Below are 21784 nucleotides of genomic sequence, written 5' to 3'. Positions count from 1 at the left end.
GCAAGCATAATGTGGCAAGACCACGTTGAGCAATCGAGTCAGGTCTTCCGGCTTCGACTAACGCAGTATGAGGTTTTTCCCAAAGCGTTATAGCAGCTGTAAGGATTGACGCCATTGGTGATTACGCCAACCCAGGCACAAGTCCGGGCGCAATTTCAGAAATCAGGTTGAATCTTGCCCCGAACAGCGAAAAAAGGCCGAAAAATCAGCAGAAGTCAGCGTTCTTTCTCACGTCGCGCCCAAGCAAATCAATCTCAATCACCCCACCAATACCGGATGATGCAGTAGATCGCCTGAACGCCGTCTTTCCAGCCGATTTTTTTTCCCTGATCGTAAGTGCGACCTGAATAACTGATCGACATTTCATAGATCCGCAGTCGTCTGCGAGCCACTTTGGCCGTAATTTCCGGCTCAATTCCAAAGCGGTTTTGTTTGAGAGTCGGCCAGATCGGGTCGAGAGCCGCCTTCGTAAAGACCTTGTAGCAGGTCTCCATGTCGGTCAGGTTCAAGTTCGTAAAGCAGTTCGACATCGTGGTCAGAACGGAATTGCCTAGAAAGTGCCAATAGTACAGGACGCGGTGCTCCTGATCGCCCAGAAATCGGCTGCCAAACACCACATCCGCTTTTCCTTCAATGATCGGACGAAGCAGGCGGGGGTATTCCGTTGGATCATATTCCAGATCGGCATCCTGAATAATGATCACGTCACCCGTGGTTTTAGAGAACCCGGTTTTCACCGCAGCCCCTTTTCCCATGTTCTTTTCGTGATAGACAAACACCAGCCGGTTCAACGGATCTACGGGAGCCTGGGCAAGACTTGCCTCCAGTTCCTTCAACTGATCCCGTGTTCCGTCCCGGCTGCAATCGTCGATCAGCACAATCTCTTTACGAAGTGGGACAGCTCTCACACGATCCAGCAAAACTTTGAACGAGTCTTTCTCGTTGTAGATGGGGATCACCACGCTGAGAACGAAATCTTCAGGGATCGCATAGAGGCCAAGCTGGCGACAGACCACATCCCCAAGCTGGGATCGCACTCCATCGAACCATGCCGGGCTATATGGTCGTTTCTCGACTTCAAGTTCCGTCAGATTCATTCCGAATCTATCCTCTTGTACAGACCAGTTCTCTCGATTCACAATCTTGCAGGCAAGGTCTCATCCCTATCATGGGGACAATGATCCCTTTTACGCCAGTGACATCATATTCTGTGGGCTTCAGTCGGTGGTTTCTTAAAGAGAGAAATCGGGAGATCATACCGCATACCAACGTGGGGGTGACGCAAGCGTTACAACCCCACCTCGGGAGTCAGTGTCATTGTCGTCACCTGGCTCACTGATTGTTCCTCGGCCCCCAAGTTGGCAACATGTTGGCTTCAACAGCCAAGGAGCGCCCAGCCATGACTCAAAAACGTTTTGTATTGATTGATGAAACCACAAACCACCATGCGGCACCATTGCAGGTGGCTTCACAGGATCAAAGGGACGGGCTTGATCTGGGAGAAGACTGGTCGCTCCATTTTTTGACGTTAAAAACGGGACTGTCAGCCGGAGTCGATGTGCTTCGACTGCAATTGGGTTCCGTCGAATTTCACATCCTTCCGTCGCGTGGCATGGGATTGTGGAAAGGATCCGTGGGAGGGATTCCACTGGAATGGAAGTCCCCCGTCTCTCGGCCGGTTCATCCCGCCTTTGTGAATCTCCATGATCGAGGTGGTCTTGGCTGGTTGAATGGATTCAACGAACTGCTGTGCCGTTGTGGGTTGGGCTTTAATGGCCCTCCAGGCAAAGATAACGGTCAAGTGGTGACACTCCACGGACGAATTGCCAATCTTCCCGCTCACAGTTTGATAGTCGATATTTCTGCAGCCGAAGGAACTATCACAGTCGTGGGCATCGTCGATGAAGCGTCCATGTTCGGTGACTGCTACCGCCTGCAAACGACATATACTTTCCGCAAAGGAGTCGGCGGTGTCGAAATTCACGACCGGATCACCAATCTGAGTGGCCACGACGTACCACTTTCACTCTTGTACCACTTGAATATCGGACGCCCGTTCCTGGCTGAAGGAGCACAGGTTCATGTCCCGTTTCATACCATGGCTCCTCGTGACAAGACCGCAGCAGAAGGCATCACTACGTGGCAGACCTATCAGGGGCCGACAATCGGGTATGCGGAAGAAGCCTATTTCTTTGATCCCATCGCTGATGAGAATGGCCAGTCACTGGCATTGCTGGTGCCGCCAACAGCCAACAATGATGGCCCGCTGGCTTTGAAAGTGCAGTTTGAACGCACCTCACTCCCCTGGTTTACCGTTTGGAAAAACACGTGTGATGAAACCACGGGATACGTGACCGGCTTGGAACCTGCCGTCAATCTTCCCAACTTCCGCAGCTTTGAACGATCCCAGGGCCGCCTTCCGATGATCGCTCCCGGTGATAGCTACGACACCCGATTTTCGATAGAAGTGCTGTCACAGCCAGAAAAAATTGATGAAGCTAGATCCCGCATCGCCACATTGCAGGAAAAATTCCCCCAAGTCATCGACAGCGCTCCCAGGGCCGGCTGGTCTCCCACTACCAACACATAAATACCGCCAACTCATCAATAGGGTTTGAATCCCTGGGCCGTTACTCAAGAGCCTTCGTTAGTGCGCAAGGCTTTCTCCTGAAGCATGAACAGCATCGATGGTTGGCGAAGGCTCGTGGTCAAACCATTTATAGATCGCGGGAAGCACCAGCAGTGTCAGGGCCGTGCAGGTCACCAGACCACCAATCACCACGGTCGCTAAAGGTCTTTGAACTTCGGCCCCGGCACTTCCAGAAACGGCCATGGGGATGAATCCCAGTGCGCCACACATCGCCGTCATAAAGACGGGTCTGAGGCGATCCATTGCACCGGTCGTGACGGCCGAATAACGGTCGTGGTCATGTTCTCGCAAGTGACGAATATGCTCAATGAGCACCACACCGTTCATCACCGCAATTCCAAAGAGAGCAATGAAACCCACACCAGCAGAAATGGAAAAAGGCATATCACGCAACCACAGTGCAAAAATTCCCCCGGTGGCAGCAATAGGGACGTTGAGATAAATCAACAGGGTCAGCTTGACCGAACTGAAGGTCACATACAGCAGTGAGAAAATGAGAAATAGAGCGACAGGAACGGCAATCATCAGACGCTGACTGGCCTGTTGCAGGTTTTCAAACTGACCGCCCCATTCCAGGGAATAACCCACCGGAAGTTTGACTTGTTCGTCAACCATCCTCTGGGCATGAGCCACGAAGCTTCCCAGATCACGGCCACGGACATTGCACTGAATCAAGAGTCGGCGGCGGATCGCGTCACGACTAATTTCCGATGGCCCGTCCTCCATGCGGATCTCAGCGAGTTGAGAAATAGGGATTTGCCGACCTTGTGGATCAGAGATTTTCAGATCCTTCAATTGGTCAGTATCGACCCGCCATTCGGGAGCAAGTCGAACCTGCATCGGAAAACGCCGCTGGCCTTCAAACACTTCACCCGCAGGAACACCTCCAATCGTACTGATGGCAGCAAGCACATCACTGGAGTTGATTCCATATCGTGAGATCGCGTCACGGCGAATAATGACACGCAAGTAAGGTAATCCCGCAACTTGTTGTACCTGGACATCTGCGGCACCAGGAACGTTGCTGAGCACGCGGAAAATCTTGTCGCCTTCCGTTTTAAGTGTCTCCAGATCATCCCCAAACAGGCTCAGGCCAATATCCGAACGCACCCCTGCCACAAGTTCCTGAACACGCAGTTCGATCGGCTGCGTGAAGCTGAATGAATTACTGGGTACGGCTTGCTCCAGTGCGGCTTGCATCGCCTCAATCAATTCCACTTTGGGAAGATGTTCCGGCCAGTCATGTTCAGGTTTCATGCGGATAAGGATGTCGGTCTGATGGACTCCCATCGGATCATTGGCAATTTCCGGGCGACCACTTTTGGAAATCACCGATTCCACTTGTGGAAACTTGAGTAATGTCCGCTCCATGGCCTTGGTCATCTCGATTGATGTTTCGAGCGAGACACTGGGAAGGCGAACCGCCTGGATGGCCAGATCGCCTTCATCCAATTTTGGCACAAATTCAACTCCAAATTGAGATGCTGCGAGCAGGCTCGATGCAAAGAGCAGGCAGGAACCACCCAACATGAGAACCGGACGTTTCATTGAAAAAGTCAACAGCGGCTCATAGGCACTTTTCAGCCAGCGAACCAGGAATGTTTCACTGGCACTCACTCTTCGCGCCAGGAACAGTGATGCCATCACCGGCATGACCGTCACTGATAGAACAAGGGCTCCCGTCAGTGCCGACATGAACGTGAAAGCCATCGGACGGAACATTTTTCCTTCCACACCTTCCAGGCTGAGGATGGGCAGAAAGACAATGATCACGATCAGTCCTGCAAATAAAATGGGAGTTCCGACCTCCTTCGCGGATTCTTTGAAAACCGACTTGGGGACTTGCTGGGCACCCGTCGTTCGTAGATATCGACTTGAGGATCGGACGGCGTTTTCGATCATGACCACCGCCCCATCGACGATCACACCGAAGTCAACAGCCCCCAGACTCATTAAATTGGCCGAAACACCCGCTAAATACATCGCAATGAGCGCACACATAGCAGAGAGGGGAATGGCCGCAGCGACAATTAGCCCTGCACGCACATCCCCCAATAGTAGAAATAGCATGATAATGACCAGGGTAACGCCCACACCAATATTTTCGGCGATGGTATGAATCGTCTTTTCAACCAGTTCCGTACGGTCGTAAAAAGTATCGATATAGACCCCTTGAGGCAGGGATTTTTCTATTGCTGCGATTTTCTCTCGAACGCTGGCCACCACCTGCCGGGAGTTTCCGCCCATGAGCATCATCACCATGCCGGTAACAGCTTCACGATCACCATCTCGAGTAACAGCACCTTGCCTGAGCATGGGAGCAAATTGAACATCGGCAACATCGGAAATCCGAATCGCCGTGCCATCACTGCGGTTTTCAAGCACAATATGCCGAATGTCTTCCAGCGACGAAACCAGTCCTTCTCCGCGGATCAGGCGCTGTTCGGATCCATGAGTGATATATCCTCCGCCCGCATTGGCATTATTCTCTTTGAGCGAATCGAAGATCGTATTGAGACTGATGCCAAAGTTGAGCAGCTTGTTGGGATGGATCTGAATCTCATAGGTTTTGAGCTCACCGCCAAAGGTATTGACTTCGATCACTCCCGGCACGCTTCGTAACTGGAATGCAATTTGCCAGTCAAGGATTGTCCGGAGATCCATCAGGCTGTAGTTAAATCCCCGCTTGGCCCGGACTTCAAATTGATAGATTTCACTCATCCCGGTGGCGATAGGCCCCATCTGCGGATCACCCATTCCGGGAGGGATGTTTTCACGTGCCTGCTGCAAACGTTCGTTAATCAGATTGCGAGCCCAGTAAATATCCGTTCCATCTTCAAAAGCAACGGTGACCGCTGACAGACCAATGCGGCTGATCGAACGGATTTCCTTGACTCGTGGCAGTCCACTCATCGCGTTCTCAATTGGGAAAGTAATGAATTGCTCGACTTCAACAGGGCCAAGAGCAGGTGACACGGTCAGGATTTGCACCTGCACATTGGTCAGATCGGGAACAGCATCCAGCGGCAATCGCGACGCGGAAATAACGCCTGTGCCCAATAGGACGACCGATAAGAGGAGAACAATAAATCGATTCTCTAGTGACCACTCAATGATATGATTAACCATCAGGAGTATTCCTCAATGTCGCGATCAAGCGTGGGGATTCGTATGATTCGTGATAAATCGATAGATATGAAATTGCAGCCATGAAGCGTATAGACGACGGGACGAACCGTGACTAATCTGCCAGCAGATTTTCAAGCATGCGGGATTTCAATGCGAAGCCGCCTTTTGTCGCGATACGATCCCCCGCTTTGACCCCTGAAATCACCTCGGCACTGAGGCGATTGCGACGCCCGAATACAACTTCCTGACGACGAAAACGCTCGTCATCTACCTGAATGAAAACAAACGAATGCCCTTCAAAATCCTGAATGGCTGTGAGCGGAACCTGTAGAACATTAGACGAATTGAGGTTTGGAAGGTCGATCGTCATAAACATACCGGGCTTAAGAAGCCCGTTTGCGTTGTCAGCGACAGCACGCAAAGAGAGTGTGCGTGTGGACTCCTGCACAATGTCTCCCGTATAGAAAATGGTGGCCTCAAATTCCCGACCGGGCCAGGCATCGCAACGCAAACGAATCGTCTGGTTTGTTAATTGAGACAGTATTGGCAAGTGTGCCTCATAAATATCTGCCGTGACCCAGACCGTTGAGAGGTCAGCGATTGTGAGAATCTGGCGATCTGGGCTGATCCGTTCAAAAAGTACGACATCTTTAGAGATGACAGTTCCGTCAAAAGGAGCTGTGACCGGGTAGTGAGCAAGTTGCTCACCTTGCTGAGCCGGATCGATTTCCTGAAGATCTTTTGGTTGAAAACCCAGAATTTTGAGATTGGTCTCAGAGACCGCGATCTTTGTCTGGAGTTCTTTGACTGCTTGTGCGGAAAGCCGTATCGCCTGGAGAGCATCCTGAGAAATCTGCTCCAGCAACGACTGAAGGCTAGCCCGCGTCGCATTGACATCGGATTCCGCTTCAAGAAATTGTCTTGCAGGGACAGCCCCGTTTTTTGACAAAGGCGACAATCTCTCGAGATTGGCTTGCGCTTTAAGGTAAGCCACATAAGCATTCATCAGCCGCTCACGGTATTCACCCACCGTATGATTTTTGAGGGCCGCCTCGATGGCATCTATCGATGAGTTCGCTCGTATCATTTCGATCATCGTCAGCGTATTTTTTCCGATATCCTGTATCCATTGATCCTTACTTTCGATGAACTCCAGATTGAGCCGCTCCTGGAAAAGTTGCAGCATTCCCTGCCCAACTTCCTGGCTTTGGACAACCACCAGCAACTCTCCCTGCTTCACGTGTTGCCCAAAACGAACTTTGACTTCATCGGCACGTCCATTGACCAAGGGAAACACGTGGGCCAGCTTGTCCTCATTTAAAGTGACCTTACCACTCAGTGAAATTGATTCCGGCAATGGCGCAACTACGATTGGTTCAATATGAAGGCCCGCGGCTGCCCATAAGTTGCGGGGAAAGTCAATGACTGCAAGATCTGGCGAATCAGCCTCATGATCGCTAACCGAATCGTTCTTCAATATCTCAGAGCGTGGCTTCTCAGAACCGTGATTCGATCGATGCGAAGTAGCCACTTGTAGGTGGCGGATTTCTGAACTAAATAAATAGAAAACTCCCCCGATGCCCCCCAGGGCCACCACGACGAGTAAAGCAAACTTTCTGGCACGACTAGAGAAGAATTTCATGGGAAACTCCAGTGATATCTAACGAAAAAGCAAGATGATCGAGTGAGCCGCCCCCTCAGTGTTGAAATGCGTCTGGTCACGCGTATGGCTAAAAAAACCAGACACATTTGACTGACGAAAACTGCCATGCAGCTGGTGATGGGAGCCGAGAAATCTCAGCGCGGGCGTGTGCGTCCGAGAAACGGCCAAGACCCATCAACGGAGTAACAGATGGTGAGGTTGGCTTTACCACTGAGTCAGAACTACTCATCAAAGACAAGGAGTGCATTGTCAGAGGATAAAATTCGGGTCTCTTCTGTCGTTAAGTCCGACAACGGAGGACGTTGCGGCGACATCAACCCAAAGACAAAGCCGTGACACGGCAGTAGTTGTCAGTGAGAGCCATCCTTCGATGCCAGTCACCCCATCCCGGAAATCTTGGGGGATGCACAAGCAGGACTGGTCACAATCCGGTTGATCGTTTTCAGCAAACTAGCCGGCAGACGAGGAGATGGGCTGGTATAACTTGTCCGCCCGGCGAGCTAAAGCCTTCCATCCCAAGCCACCAAGGGGCTGCACTCTTAAACTGGTAATGCTGTGTCCTCAGCAGATCCGCTTCAATCCCACAGCCGTTGGCATGGTGTTCGCCCTGTAAGGAAGGGGTGCTGATCACGGCCAGTCGCGGAAGAACCTGTTGCGACGACTCCTGCCTGGCAGGCAGATCACCGGGAGCACCAGGTATGGTCAGATGCCAGTGCCAGCCAAGTTTCCAGGCGTCGCATTGACCAGAATGATAGTGCGCAATATGTGCCGCAATGTCGGCAGAGTGACCTGAATGCTGATGTCCCCAGGCAAACGAGGCCTGCAATGACAACACCGCCAGCAATCCCCTCAGCAGGGAATCCCATGAACAGCGGCGTATTGGCAATTTGCAGAACACAGCAGAGACCCTCAGAAGTTCAACAATGCCTATCGTATGGCTTCACTCCCTGCAACGTCAAATGCTCAAGCAGCAGGCTCAAGTAAAAGATCAGGAACCCAGAGGCTGGTTTAACGACTGATTCACACCTTGAATTCCTTGAACACAGGTCGAATGACTGGGATTAGTCTCTAGTCCTTTTTGATATGCTTGCAAGGCTTGATTCAGATACTCGGTTCGTTGAGTTTTTGAAAGTGTGCCGCGTAATGCCTGGTGAAAGCGGCAATTCCCCAGATTCGCCCAGAGGTCAGCATTTGTCGGTTGAATCTCTAGCGCCTGAAGTAGCAAAACTTCCGCAGCGGCATAGTCCCCTTTTTCTCCCAGAAGAACAGCCAGTTGCATCATCGCATCGACCTGCCGTGGTTCTAGTCGCAACACCTCCCGGTAGTGTGACTCGGCCAAGTCAGTCAGTTTGGCAACGTCATAGAGTTCAGCCAGTTTCAATTGACTTTCGGGCGTATTGACTTTTGCAACATGGGCGAGTTGTTTTTCCGCTTGGCGAATACGTTTTACTCGATCAGTCAGATACTGCTGGTAGCCGTCCGCGATGAGAGGATACCTTGCTTCGACATACCCTGGTGGCGGGAGAAATGAGGCCAGACTGAGTAGCCCTCCCGTGATCAGCCAGGCAAACGACTTCCACTGGCGGCGGCGATCTGTCGATCTCAGCCCTTCGACGATCGAGACCAGGGCGAACGATCCCATCAGGATCCATAACGGCGCCATTCCGATCCGGAATCGTGAAAAGTTATAGGTCAACACGATGCCTGACAAGATCACCAGGATAATAGAAATAACGATCAGACGCCGACGATCTTTAATACAGGCAAACCAGAATCCTAATAGTCCCCATCCCGAAATCCAGCCAAAAGTGGGAAGCAGTAATAGGAGAGAAATCCAATTACGCGCGACATCAAAATATTCGCTGTCAGGAACTTCAAAATCATTGAAGGAAATGACCAGTTTTCGGACGATTAGCACAAGAGACTGGACGGGATGACGCGCAGCTTGTAGCAGCGCTTCTCGCGTCCAGTAGGCGGATGATTGACCATAGCTGACGGGTTGTCCCAACCTCCGGGCAGCTTCCAGGCGAAAGTCCTCATGCTCAAAAACAGGGTCGGGGCGGATGAACGGAGCCGGTTTATAATAACCCGTCGCTTCTGGCCCCCAAGCCATGTAAAAAACTTCACCACCGCCAGACGTGATCCAGACAGGTTCCCCGGAGACCGAAAAATTATGGAGAGTCGCCGGTATCGTCATCCCGGCAACGACGACGATTGATAGCAAGGCCGCAAGAACTCGGCTTCTCCATGTTTCACCACTGGTCATCACGATCCCAAGCACCGGGATCATTAACAGGAGATAATTTTCACGCACAAGGCATAACGCACCGACCGTTCCACTACTGATCACCATCCAGAGCCAGCGACGATGAGGGGGCGTGCTCTCCATTTTGAGCAGCGCGTAAGCCAGGAATGTACAACCCAGCGGTTCCAGGAAGGTCTTCATGACCATTCCTTCAAAAAACACGAGTGGCCCATAGAGAGCGACGACGATAGCCGCAAGCCGCGCCGTCGGTTCGTTAAATGCCATCTGGCCAATGCGCCACACCAGCCAGACCAGCACTAGTCCGCTGGCCGACTGAATGCTTATGAGGAGAAGGTCATTTATTCCGAAAACGGCATAAAAGAGTCCCAGCAGATAGGCATAGAGCGGGCCTTGCTCGAAGACGTGTCCATCGGAAAGCGTGCCTCCCGCAATTCGTTGACCCCATTCGCGGTAAAACTGATGATCCGCCCGATAGAGCTGAGCAAGCGGGCTTTCCCAGAGCTGGAATAAATAGATAATGCGAACGATCGCTGCGAGCAGCAGCGCCAATGGCAGCCAATGACCCGTTGGAGTTGGTGAAGGCTTTCTCGACATCTCTCGCCATTTTTATACAGTCGAGTGAAGTGCAGCATATCAAGGCAGAGCCTGTTCAAAGAAGAATCAGGCCGCTGGTCACGAAAACACTCAAATCCTTCCCCCTCGAGGGAGAAGGTGGCCGCAGGCCGGATGAGGGGGTGTATTAGCTTTGGAAACACTGAGGATTCATCGGCCCCCTCACCCCAAACTTCCACGAGGGGAGAAGGAGCCTTTCCGGACAAACTTTTAGTCTTTATCTCGAAACTGGACTTCACTGCTCACCGTCAGACCGCGTGCGTCAGTGATCGTCACGAACCACGCCGTGGCTTCCTTGGGAGGTGGTGGAAATCGAAGTGTCTTGCTATCAGCCCGGCTATCTAAAAAAGCCCACTTTCGCTTATTGATCGGGCCGGTTTCTATAGTGTAAGCCAGGCGGGCTTGGGACTGGCCGTCAGTGGGAGTGGTTTCGACGAAGAGATCTTCCTCATCAAGCCGGATGTTTGTCACTTTCGGAAGAGGATCCGTATTGAGAAGTTTTTGATCAATAAAAGCGCCAATTTCCTGAGGTGCCCATCCCGCTTCATGCCCGTGCGGCATATTAACCGTCACCCGCAGATTCTTTTCACCAGGAACGAGTTGATACGACTTCATATAGCTATCCAGTGGATAGGCGAAGTCGTTTGTCCCGTTGATAAACAAGATCGGAACGCGGCATTTTCCTAAATAGCTGGAAGGATCGTAAAGTGAGACCCAGCGCTCGCGATGGGCCTTTGACATCTTCTCAAAATGCGGGGCAAGCCAAACGCTGTTCTCATGAAGAAATCCGCAGCCATAAACAGGCACTGCAGCTTTGAAGCGGTCATCTACCGATGCCACCAGACAGGTCAGATAGCCCCCCCAGGAAATTCCCGTGACAGCGGTTTTATCAGCATCAACTTCTGGAAAACTTCTTAACAAGGAATGTGCTCGAATGACGTTGGCCACCGCGTGATAAGGCCAATTTTCTGTCACAGGCTCGTCAAGATGGCCGAATTTGGTGTCATCCGACTGATTCGGCCCTCCATCCGTTAGTCTCTGCCGCGATTTTTTTTCTTCAATCGGACGATGGCCGGCTAAATCCATCGCAATGGCCGCATATCCTCGCTTGGCCCATAATTCAGCCCATTGGGGGAAAGCCGTTCCTCCACCGCCATGAACCAGCACCACTCCCGGATATTTTTGGGCTGGATCGGTTGTGTTGATCACTTGGCCCTTCAAAGTCGCAGGTGAGGCGTAATAGGCGAAGACCCGTGTGTCGTGTCCCTGGTATTTCTCGCCGGCATAGAACAGCGATTTGACCGGGCCTTCCCCCGGTTCCCACGTCATTTCCGGCACTGAAAACTGCGTTGCCAGATCCCATGGCCCCACGGACTGGTCTTCAGCCTGTAAGAGAGGAGCCAGCAGCAGCCAGAAAAAACAGGTCAGTGTCCAACCAGTAGCCAGTGCGGAAAAGCGACATCTCATGGAATAGTCTCTCAAGGCAGTATCATGGCAGAGATTTGCACATTCTGCCCGACAGAGCTTGCACGATCCAGCATGAACTGGCTTCGGCTTCTCAAATCACAGCCCCCAGGAATCCATCGGACAGAAACCATCGGACAGGATTGGCCAGGTGAAGAGATTGAGAATAGCCAATGGTTAATCATCTTCGAGTGGCTTGAAATAACAAAAGGGGGATCAACTCTTGTGATGAGCCGATCCCCCTGAAAATGATGTCTCAATGTTTATTCAGCCAAGGCTGCGTCAGAAATTGAGGCTTATTAAAATTAAGATAGAGCTGGCCGCCGTAAGGTTAATACTCACCCACGACTTCGCCATCGCTGCGTCCACCAAGTCGCTGATAAGTCCCCGTTGTTCCGGTTGATGAGCTGATGTTTTCACTAATGAACCTCACGGCTCCATCCCCCATCAGGAAATGGGCACCCCCGGTGTGATAACTCCCAAAGCCATCACGGGAACCATCTGCGACGGCACTTGACCCATTCATTCGTGAAAGGGGATCAGTTGTGCGCGTCACCATATCATTCTGCTTGTTTTGCATCAGCCCGACCCAGGAACCGGCACCGGGATTTCTCAGGATAATACCATACTGGCGTGTGGAGCATTCGCCGGCCAACAGAGTGTTGGACGTCCCGTCAGTGATGTCTCTGATACCGATTTTGCTGTTTCCAAAGAAAATTCCAGAAGACGTCTGCAGAAATTCGTGCCCGCCAGGATTTAAATGTCCATAGTTCCCAAGGTAGTTAGAAATAGCCCAGCCCTTACCATTGGCGGTCGACACACTGGGGCCGGGATCTGATGGGCAACGGAATGCGGGAAGAGTTCTCGCAAAATCCGGATTGGTTGTCCCACTTGGTACGTCATCTACCGTGGCAAAATTAATTGTGTTGTAGAGCGGTGCTTGATCCATGTAAGGGAGAATCATGAATGACCACCCGAAACGACCACCACTTCCCGTACCTGAAAAACGGTTGTCGTTGTAAGGAATTGAGGGATTGATCCTCGTGACCCAGCCCGGAGGGAAGGTCAGGAAATTGTCGTGATAGTTATGAAGTGCCAGGCCAATTTGCTTGAGATTGTTTTTACACTGGCTGCGGCGGGCAGCTTCACGCGCCTGCTGGACGGCGGGCAAGAGCAGCGCGATCAGAATGGCGATGATGGCAATCACCACCAGCAATTCGATCAATGTAAAAGCCTTTCGCCCATTTTTTGGCAGCGGTTGATTCGATGGAATGACCTGCGAAGACATGGCAAAATTCCTCTAAAAACAAGAACTAAAGAAGATAGTCAGTTGAATAACCGGACAAAGACAGACGGGATAAAGACAAGCAATCGGCGAACAGTTCGATTTGAAGTTACTTCTTTTTAGGAACGTCGACGTCAAAAACATGAGCCTTGGCAGGCATCGTCAGATCCGTCTGATATGACTTAAAAAGTGGCTTGGGGAACTCTTCATTGGGAACAGGCGGGCCAAAGCCATCGACTTGAACAATCAATTCGCCGGCAATAGGGGATGCCCCTCCTTCCAGACGCGTGTCGTACTTCCCGTCAACAATTTTCGCTGAACCGGTGGGGCCTTCTGTCCCTTTCGCCACGTTGGGAAAAAAGCTGATCGTCCCCCGGGGAATGGGCTGCCCGTCATATTTGACGGTTCCAGTCACCTGGAATCGGGCCGGGCCATCGGCACCCCCGCCACATCCCATGGCCAGAAATCCCAGGCAAAAGGACGAGATCAGAAGGCAAGAAATTCGTTTTGTCAGGAGAGAAAAAGACTTCATTGGCTGAAAATGACCTGTTGAGATGAAACGAAAAGAGGAAATCGGAACAAGAAAAAATGGATTGCACGCAGTAATACGCTGATCCGATGATTTTCATCGGCTAAAAAATCAAGACATCTACACATTAAAGAATACTGTGGTTCCTATCAATCGCCAATGGGACTGCGGAAGCTCTTTGGCAGATTTACTGAGAGCTGCAAGAGGGATCTCTTACTAAACGAGCAGTGGACAAAAAGTTGTCGATTCATAAAAAAACGCACACATCAGACGCTCTCTGCGTCTGGTGTGTGCGGTGAAAAAAGTCAATTGTTTAGAGAAAACCCGGCAGCGTCTCCTACTGACAATCCACCTCGGCGGCAATCAGATCTGCGTAAGTTTCCCGCCGGCGGATGACCTGAACGTGGCCGCCATCAACCAGAAGCTCGACAGCGCGGGGCCGTGAATTGTAGTTACTGCTCATCGAGGTGCCATAAGCCCCGGCACTGAAAATCGAGATCAGATCGCCACGTTGTACCGGCGGTAAAGAGCGGCCCTTGGCGAAGTAATCTCCCGATTCACAGACCGGCCCGACCACATCGCAGGGTTCGCAACCCGCGATCTCGCCTTCGTAGTTGGCAGGCTCACCAGACGACTTGACCGGCCAGATTTTGTGGAACGAATCATACATGGCAGGCCGCATCAGGTCGTTCATGGCGGCGTCCTGAATCACAAACAGCTTGCCACCTTCCCGCTTGGTGTAAACCACTTCACTGACAAGAATGCCCGAGTTCCCGGTAATGAACCGGCCAGGTTCCAATGCGAGTTGAACCCCCATTTCCTGAACGGCGGGAACAATCACCTTGGCATAGTCACTGGCGGGCAAGCCTTCGTTGCCGCGATAGCTGATGCCAAAACCGCCCCCAAGATTCACCCAGCCAATTTCGTGGCCGCGTGCCCGAAGGTCTCGCGTCACTTCAACCGCCTTCTTCGCCGCCAGTTCGTAAGGCTCTGTGGTGAGAATCGGCGAACCCAGGTGCATGTGAATGCCGACCAACTTCAAGCGTTTGTTGTTCAACACTTTATCGGCGAGTTCAAAGACTCGTTCGATATCCATGCCAAACTTATTCCCCTTTTTGCCAGTCGTGGTCTTGGCATGCGTCTTGGCGTCGATATCAGGATTCAAACGCAAGGCGACCGGAGCCACCACGTCCATTTTTTCAGCAACAGCGGCAATCGCATCGAGTTCCGGCTCGCTCTCGACATCGAACATGAGAATCTGATTTTCCAGCGCAAACTGGATCTCGGCGTCTGTCTTGCCAACACCGGCAAAGACAACCTTGGCAGTCTCGGCTCCCGCTTCTTTAACGCGGTAAAGTTCACCACCAGAGACCACGTCAAAGCTGCTCCCCGCATCGCGCATCACCTTGAGGATGCCCAGATTGGAATTGGCTTTCACCGAGTAGCAGATCACAGGATTGACGGCTGCAAAAGCCTGCTGCACCTGCTGGAGTTGCTGCAATAGCATGGCTTTCGAGTAAATCCAGCAAGGCGTGCCGAACTCGCGGGCAATCCGAGCCACTGGCACGTCTTCGCAGTAAAGCTCACCATCATGATAGTTAAAAGGAGTCATACAGAAATCGCTTCAATAGAAAGAGGGATATATTTAGATAAATTAATTAGTAAGTAGGGTGCATGAAGTTCCGACTGAATGCACCAATTAATATTGCTAGCGGCATGCCTGGAATACTGGTGCCTTGGCATGCACTCGACAGGATACAGGCTCACGCCTTCATGTGCTGAGCAAGAAGTTCGGCAATCTGAATGGCATTGGTCGCGGCCCCTTTTCGCAGGTTGTCGCTCACACACCAGAATGCCAGGCCGTTATCACAAGTTAAATCCTTGCGAATACGACCAATAAAGACCTGATCGCTGCCGGTGCAATTATGCGGCATCGGATAGCCACCATGCTCGGGAGAATCAACGACGGTGATCCCCGGGAAGTTGCTGAAGAGTTCCTTCGCCTTTTCGACAGAGATCGGTTTTTCCGTTTCCACAAGAATGGTTTCACTATGGCAGTTCGCCACGGGAATACGAATACAGGTCGGGCAGACCTGTATTGATTCATCGCCCATGATCTTGCGGGTTTCATAGACCATCTTGAGCTCTTCGCTCGTGTAGCCGTTGTCTTTGAAGCCACCAATCTGGGGGATCGCGTTAAAAGCAATGGGCGACTTAAAAGCCTTTTGCTCATACTTGCTATGTTCGAGCGTTGCTCGGGTCGCACCGATCAGATCATCAATCCCCTGGACTCCCGCGCCGCTGACCGCTTGATAGGTACTGACGATCACGCGTTTGACCTTGCCATAGTCATGGAGAGGTTTGAGCGCTACAACCATCTGAGTCGTGGAACAATTCGGGCTGGCGATCATTCCCTTGGCATTGAGAGCCGCTTCCGGGTTCACTTCCGGGATGACCAGTGCCACGTCAGGATTCATCCGGAAATATCCCGACTCATCAATCACCTTGCAGCCAGCCGCCAGAGCCGCGGGAAGATATTCGGCTGCGATTTCATCAGGAGTCGTCGCGATGACCAGATCCACACCTTGAAAGGCGGCTGGTTCCAGCAGTTCAATAGCGTAGTCGTTCCCTTTGAAGGAAATTTTTGTGCCCACACTGCGGGCTGATGCCAGAAACTTATAGTTTTTGGCCAGATGAGGACGCTCCTCCAGGAGCTGAATCATGATCCGACCAACCGCCCCTGTGGCGCCAACCAATGCAAGAGTGCCAAACACAACAATGTCCTTCGGCCATAAGACCATAAACGGGGGTGACCCAACGGCAACCACCCTTCAAATAACGATGTCTCCAACCACTGGAACTATAACCAGTTGCCAATGGATTGCCGAGTGCGGCAAAAGGTTCAGTCGCCAGTCAGCGCTTTCAGGTGAACTGAAGTGCCGTGCTTAACGGTGTCCTCACTCTGGAAAAACAGGTCTCTCCTCGTGGCAACTTTCTGACCGAAAAATAATTGCTGGTCGTAACCATATTCCCGGAAAGAAGTTCTGTTTAACTCTCTGACGGTCGCGATGATGGCCCTCTCTCGTCTATGATGCGGATATTAAGTGAAAAGTCGACCGTTTTCTGCTTCAGAACGAGAGATCGCAATGCGAGTGCTGGTGATTGGTCAAGGTGGGCGGGAACATGCACTGGTTTATCAGCTCAAACGTTCTCCCTCAGTGACTGAGGTTTTTTGTGCGCCAGGTAATCCCGGAACGGGAGTCGATGCCACAAACGTCGTCATTCAGGCCACTGATACGGCAAAACTCGTTGAATTTGCGATCAAGAATAAAATTGATCTCACCGTTGTTGGCCCGGAGATTCCGTTGGTCAACGGCTTGGTCGACGAGTTCCTGAAGAATGGTCTGAAGATTTTTGGCCCTACCAAAAAAGCGGCTGAGCTGGAGGGGAGCAAGAAGTTTGCCAAGGAACTGATGAAGAAGGCCAACGTTCCGACTGCCGACTTCAGAGTTTTCACAAACACTGCCGAAGCCATCTCTTACATCGATGAACGCTCCGATGAACGCTGCGTCGTCAAGGCCGATGGTTTAGCGGCTGGCAAAGGCGTGGTCGTCTGTTCTTCCAAGCAGGAAGCCCGCGAAGCCGTTAAGAAAATGCTGCTTCAGAAGCAATTTGGAGCCGCCAGCCAGCAGATCGTGATTGAGGATTGTCTGATTGGTGAGGAAGCCAGCATCCTGGCTCTTGTCGATGGATCGACCATTGTCCCTCTGGAATCCGCACAGGATCACAAGGCGGCTCACGATGGCGATACTGGCCCCAACACCGGAGGCATGGGGGCCTATTCTCCGGCTCCCCTCGTCACGTCAGAGATGACGGACATTGTCGTGGAAAAAGTGCTGGTGCCGATCGTCCATGAGATGAAGCGCGAAGGGCGGCCATTTCGTGGCTGCCTCTATGCCGGCATCATGGTGACGGCTCAAGGCCCTCGCGTTCTCGAGTTTAATGTCCGTTTTGGTGATCCGGAAACTCAGGCCGTCTTGATGCGTCTCAAAAGTGACCTTGGGCTGGTACTTATGGCGTGCGCTGAAGGCAAGCTCGACGAATTGGAGCCTCTGGAATGGGATCCAAGGCCATCGGTCTGTGTCGTGATGGCTTCCGAAGGATATCCGGGTGATTATACGAAAAACAAAGTGATTCGTGGTCTGGATGAAGCGGGCGCCCTCAATGATGTGAAGGTTTTCCATGCCGGGACAAAAATCAGCAACGAGCAGGTTCTGACCGACGGCGGCCGCGTGCTGGGCGTTACCGCTTTGGGAGACGACCTGCCACAGGCCAAACTGCATGCCTATCAAGCCGTCAAATGTATCCGCTGGGAAGGTGCCTGGTGCCGCAAGGATATTTCCGACAAGGCCAACCGCAAGGCCGGAAAATAGATCGCAAACTTACTGGTCGCGTTTATCGTGAAATGATCGACAGTACTTGGGGCGCTGCATGTCAAATCAACCTCATTTGAGGCTTGGCCGCATCGCCCCACATAATCCATATATCCTCATCATGATTATGGTTTTCATGGTGCTTTGGGGAGTTATTTGGACGATAAATATCGTCTTCAACAAGCCTCCTGTTCCACAGGCACAGATCAACCGAGCGGAACTCTTCCGCAAGGGTTCACTGATTTTTCGTAGCTGGAATGGTAAGAAAGTTGGTTCAGACATTGACACCTTTCTTTACCTTCATTCGGACGGGCGAGCCGAATGCGAGTACTGCAGCGATAGTTTAGAATCGACGTCTGGCACTTACTCGCTGACTGGTGATCTGGTGACAATTCAGGGTGACTTTTCTCTCCTTTCAAGCCTCCCCGGAAATGATGACTGGCCAATTCTTCGCTTGAGCCATGATGGCCATGATTGGCTGTTGAATCCGGCCCAAAGAACGAGTGCATTGATATATGACAGCCCTCATTGGATCTGGTGGCTGGCAATCCCGAAGAGTGAGTCCGCCTGGCCCCTCAGACAAATCCGGCCAACGAGGATCCCTTAATCGATAAAGCAAAATATTACCAACATTGTCATCTGGTAAAGTGTCCAGTGTGACTACACAGGACAATCGTTGAGAAGTCCAGATCGATTGCAAGCGATGGCATTGCATGTGAGGCCAACCTCTTCGGAAGTCTGGCCTCTTCCAATCTTCCCTCACCATAAAAATCCTTTCCATAGTGAGGAAGGGGAGTTGGTCGCGCGATCAGGCTGGTCAGGGACAAACCTCAAGTTCCGAGACATCCCGCTCTGCCTTGCTCTCTGGAATTAGCAAGCTGGATTGGCAGGCTGTGCTTCTTGAGCACAAACTAGGCATGGGAAAATGCCGCGATGACTAGTAATTTTCAGGTTTTTAGTAAAGTCTCGTTCAAACTTGAGAGCCATTTCTTCACGGCCGAAAAATCATACAGAAACTTTAACGCATTTGACGATGATCCCGAATGTGAGGCTTATATTGGCTGGCAGTCGGGGGATTGTGCGTGCGTTGTTCTGGTTGGTTCATTTTTACCGCAGCAGCATTGGTTTCTACTTGCGTTACAGTGGCAGAAAGTGCCGCTGCGGAAGAGTCATCGGCAATCCTTGAAGCAGATAGCCCCTATACCGTTGCCCTGACACAGCCGAACACCACTCCGATGTTGTCCCCTGACGTGGCTCCGTTGGTTTCCAATGAAGAATTGCTACGCCGGCTGGAACAAACCGAATCGGAAATCGCCCGGCTCAATGCTGAGTTGCACAACAATAAAGTGAACGACCAGAGCCTGATGCAGACAGTTCAGGATCGATGGAGTCAGGTGCGCGATCCCTCAATTACGACCGTCGATCAGCAGACGTATTCCGCTGGGGGAAAAGCAAGCAAACAGTGGTATGACCGGTTAAGTATTCGAGGTTATGCGCAATTCCGCTACAATCTCATCACAGATGAAGATCCGAATGGCGCTCCTGCCCATCATGTGGGTGACCGCTCGATTGGAGATGGCCAGGGATTTCTGATTCGACGCGCGCGAGTCATTTTTTCGGGCGATGTTTCCGAGCACATGTATGTCTATTTACAGACAGATTTTGCGTCATCGGTGCCAGGCAGCCCTGACGCCAATCAGTTTGCCCAGATCCGCGATTGGTACGGCGATCTCTACATCGATAAAGAAAAAGTGCATCGGGTTCGTATCGGACAATCGAAGGTTCCCTATGGATGGGAGAATCTTCAATCCAGTTCAAACCGCATTCCCCTTGATCGTAATGATGGGCTTAATAGTTCTGTCCGGAATGAACGTGATTTAGGCTTATTCTATTATTGGACGCCCGAAGAAGCCCAGAATCTGTTCAAAGAAGTGCTGGATGAGGGACTCAAAGGCTCCGGAAATTACGGCGTCTTCGGCTTTGGTGTCTATAACGGACAAGGCGGCTCATTCGTAGAACAGAATGACAACCTCCATCTGGTGACTCGTCTTGCAGTGCCAATGAAGTTGTCCTCTGGTCAGATCATGGAACTGGGCGTACAAGCTTACACAGGGAAATACACCGTCCTTTCCTCGCCAATTTCCCCTCGCGGCATAGGCACCGCCGCCCGGCCTCTGGGCACGTTGGAACAGGGCAACGAGGAAGGAATCACCGATCAACGCATCGCTGGAACTTTTGTCTGGTATCCGCAACCCTGGGGCTTTCAGGCGGAATGGAACGTGGGGAATGGCCCCGGGCTAAATAACGCGCAGACGGAAGTCGTCGAGAGATCGCTGACCGGCGGCTATGCCATGATCAACTATAAGTATGACACGAACACTTGCGGCACGATGTTCCCTTTTGCCCGCTATAATCATTATCGCGGCGGCTATAAAGCAGAACGCAACGCTCCCTATAGCCATATCAACGAATGGGAATTCGGTCTGGAGTGGCAGTTCAATCCCCAGATGGAACTGGTGACTCAGTACACCATCACAGACCGCACAAACACGACGGCTTTCTCGTCGGGCGAGTCTTACCGCCAGTTCAACGGGCAAATCCTGCGCACCCAATTTCAGATCAATTATTGAAAAAGGACGGGGGCAGAGAGAGCGGGAATTCGGCGTGAAATATTTTCCGTGCCACCCCTGCGATCACCTCCCCAGGCTCTTTGGTTTGGCCATGGCCTCACGTTTCACCTGTCAATCAGGTTCGATACGCATTCAATTTGAAAGAGCGCTCTGTGTGCCATGCGGCTTTGAGCAAGCATGCTCTTTGGAGCGAGTGAAGATCGGTGTCAAATGAACATCCGGCATGCTCGCTCAGAGCCGCGAGAATGGCACGAAGAACCTTGAATTCCCCACACGGCACCCCGCCCACGCTCAAATTGATCTGCAAAAAGTTGTGGATAAAAGACAGCAGCTTTGGGCAAGCATGTTTTTGAGATTATCAACGCGCTATTTCAAATTGCGATTCGTACAAGAGACGCAAAAAGCACTAATAGAAGTGCAAAGAGCACGCTTTGCAGCCGCTAATACAGATTCCAGGATTTCACTGCGGCATAGTGTGTCATGCTTGGTTTTCCGCTTTCCTGTCACTTGGCGGCAATCGGATTTTTCCTGTAAGTCGTCGTTGAGAGGGATATTATTCCCGATGGAATGCTCTTCGTCACATGTTTCGGAGGTGAGATCGCCGATTTGTGACGGCGGGTGACGTCGGGAAAATCCATTAAGCTGGGACTAATCAGCATGTTACAGGTTACCAAATCTCTGTCGACTGGGTTCATGCTGTCACTGGCCGTGATCGGCGGGACTTTTGAAGAGGCGTGGGCACAGAGCCAACTCATTGTGGGAACCAATGGCCAGCCTGCTCAGGCGGTAAGTCAAGTGGCTGGTCAGAGCCAGCCTTCACGCAATCCCCAGGCAAGAGGCCAAAACAGAGCCGAAAACAAAGGCCAACAGAGGGGGGCCGTTCAATCACGCCCTCGATACACAGGCGGGCCATACCAATACGCTCCCGATCTGGTGGGAATTGCACCCGGAAAAAGCAGTAACCCCGTGTGGAATCGAATGTCCGCCGACCAGAGATTCGTCTATTCAGGCGGTTGGGGTCTTCAGAATCCTTCCGGTGGCGTCTCGAGCGTCGCTGATTGGGGGCAGGACGATCGCTTTGGCCCAGGTGGACAAGTTGCAACGGGAGTGCAGAGATTCAATC

14 protein-coding genes (1 of these 14 cut by a window edge) are annotated in these 21784 nt (G+C 51.8%); 4 read left to right on the top strand and 10 right to left on the bottom strand.

Annotated elements, in window-relative coordinates; genetic code table 11:
* Positions 1 to 254: 254 nt before the first annotated feature.
* A complete protein-coding gene (locus tag SH287x_RS10060; protein ID WP_479518586.1) occupies positions 255 to 1097 on the bottom strand; it encodes a glycosyltransferase family 2 protein in 843 nt (280 codons plus the stop codon).
* Positions 1098 to 1399: 302 nt separating this feature from the next.
* Between SH287x_RS10060 and SH287x_RS10055 the strand changes: the two genes are divergently transcribed.
* Positions 1400 to 2590, top strand: coding sequence for an aldose 1-epimerase family protein (locus tag SH287x_RS10055; protein ID WP_479518585.1), 1191 nt, complete (start codon positions 1400 to 1402; stop codon positions 2588 to 2590).
* 57 nt (positions 2591 to 2647) lie between these two features.
* On the opposite strand, the gene SH287x_RS10050 is transcribed toward SH287x_RS10055, so the two are convergent.
* From SH287x_RS10050 to SH287x_RS10010, 9 genes are all read right to left on the bottom strand, one after another.
* A complete protein-coding gene (locus SH287x_RS10050) occupies positions 2648 to 5779 on the bottom strand; it encodes an efflux RND transporter permease subunit (protein ID WP_479518584.1) in 3132 nt (1043 codons plus the stop codon).
* A 112-nt stretch (positions 5780 to 5891) separates the two neighbouring features.
* Positions 5892 to 7421: an efflux RND transporter periplasmic adaptor subunit gene (locus SH287x_RS10045; protein WP_479518583.1), complete on the bottom strand. Its 1530-nt coding sequence runs from the start codon at positions 7419 to 7421 to the stop codon at positions 5892 to 5894.
* Between the two features lie 463 nt (positions 7422 to 7884).
* The gene (locus tag SH287x_RS10040; protein ID WP_479518581.1) at positions 7885 to 8277 is read right to left on the bottom strand and encodes a hypothetical protein; all 393 of its coding nucleotides are present in this window, start codon (positions 8275 to 8277) and stop codon (positions 7885 to 7887) included.
* A gap of 153 nt (positions 8278 to 8430) precedes the next feature.
* Positions 8431 to 10302, bottom strand: coding sequence for a glycosyltransferase family 39 protein (locus SH287x_RS10035; RefSeq protein ID WP_479518580.1), 1872 nt, complete (start codon positions 10300 to 10302; stop codon positions 8431 to 8433).
* 228 nt (positions 10303 to 10530) lie between these two features.
* Positions 10531 to 11787 (bottom strand): alpha/beta hydrolase family protein, encoded by a 1257-nt coding sequence (locus SH287x_RS10030; RefSeq protein WP_479518579.1) that lies wholly within the window; start codon positions 11785 to 11787, stop codon positions 10531 to 10533.
* A 328-nt stretch (positions 11788 to 12115) separates the two neighbouring features.
* Positions 12116 to 13072, bottom strand: coding sequence for a DUF1559 domain-containing protein (locus tag SH287x_RS10025; RefSeq protein WP_479518578.1), 957 nt, complete (start codon positions 13070 to 13072; stop codon positions 12116 to 12118).
* 106 nt (positions 13073 to 13178) lie between these two features.
* Positions 13179 to 13601 (bottom strand): hypothetical protein, encoded by a 423-nt coding sequence (locus SH287x_RS10020; protein WP_479518577.1) that lies wholly within the window; start codon positions 13599 to 13601, stop codon positions 13179 to 13181.
* 334 nt (positions 13602 to 13935) lie between these two features.
* Positions 13936 to 15210 carry a diaminopimelate decarboxylase gene (gene lysA, locus SH287x_RS10015; RefSeq protein ID WP_479518576.1) on the bottom strand — a complete coding sequence of 425 codons (1275 nt, stop codon included), beginning with the start codon at positions 15208 to 15210 and terminating at the stop codon, positions 13936 to 13938.
* A gap of 151 nt (positions 15211 to 15361) precedes the next feature.
* Positions 15362 to 16372, bottom strand: coding sequence for an aspartate-semialdehyde dehydrogenase (locus SH287x_RS10010; protein WP_479518574.1), 1011 nt, complete (start codon positions 16370 to 16372; stop codon positions 15362 to 15364).
* A 372-nt stretch (positions 16373 to 16744) separates the two neighbouring features.
* Here SH287x_RS10010 and purD point away from each other — a divergent pair, with 372 nt between their 5' ends.
* From purD to SH287x_RS09995, 3 genes are all read left to right on the top strand, one after another.
* Entirely contained in the window at positions 16745 to 18031 is a 1287-nt protein-coding gene (gene purD / locus SH287x_RS10005) for a phosphoribosylamine--glycine ligase (protein ID WP_479518693.1), read from the top strand.
* Between the two features lie 1082 nt (positions 18032 to 19113).
* Entirely contained in the window at positions 19114 to 20661 is a 1548-nt protein-coding gene (locus SH287x_RS10000; RefSeq protein WP_479518573.1) for a porin, read from the top strand.
* A gap of 657 nt (positions 20662 to 21318) precedes the next feature.
* A protein-coding gene (locus tag SH287x_RS09995; RefSeq protein ID WP_479518572.1) for a hypothetical protein crosses the window boundary here: on the top strand, positions 21319 to 21784 show its 5' portion. 206 nt of this gene lie beyond the right edge of the window; the window shows 466 of its 672 coding nt (coding positions 1–466); the start codon lies at positions 21319 to 21321; its stop codon lies beyond the right edge, outside the window.

It is taken from the genome of Planctopirus sp. SH287, from assembly GCF_056500625.1.
This window is presented reverse-complemented; position numbering and strand designations above follow the sequence as displayed.

Bases quoted from the DNA above. Each gene is read 5' to 3' on its own strand.
- SH287x_RS10060 (WP_479518586.1), bottom strand. From the start codon at position 1,097: ATGAATCTGACGGAACTTGAAGTCGAGAAACGACCATATAGCCCGGCA.
- SH287x_RS10055 (WP_479518585.1), top strand. From the start codon at position 1,400: ATGACTCAAAAACGTTTTGTATTGATTGATGAAACCACAAACCACCAT.
- SH287x_RS10050 (WP_479518584.1), bottom strand. From the start codon at position 5,779: ATGGTTAATCATATCATTGAGTGGTCACTAGAGAATCGATTTATTGTT.
- SH287x_RS10045 (WP_479518583.1), bottom strand. From the start codon at position 7,421: ATGAAATTCTTCTCTAGTCGTGCCAGAAAGTTTGCTTTACTCGTCGTG.
- SH287x_RS10035 (WP_479518580.1), bottom strand. From the start codon at position 10,302: ATGTCGAGAAAGCCTTCACCAACTCCAACGGGTCATTGGCTGCCATTG.
- SH287x_RS10030 (WP_479518579.1), bottom strand. From the start codon at position 11,787: ATGAGATGTCGCTTTTCCGCACTGGCTACTGGTTGGACACTGACCTGT.
- SH287x_RS10025 (WP_479518578.1), bottom strand. From the start codon at position 13,072: ATGTCTTCGCAGGTCATTCCATCGAATCAACCGCTGCCAAAAAATGGG.
- SH287x_RS10020 (WP_479518577.1), bottom strand. From the start codon at position 13,601: ATGAAGTCTTTTTCTCTCCTGACAAAACGAATTTCTTGCCTTCTGATC.
- lysA (WP_479518576.1), bottom strand. From the start codon at position 15,210: ATGACTCCTTTTAACTATCATGATGGTGAGCTTTACTGCGAAGACGTG.
- purD (WP_479518693.1), top strand. From the start codon at position 16,745: ATGCGAGTGCTGGTGATTGGTCAAGGTGGGCGGGAACATGCACTGGTT.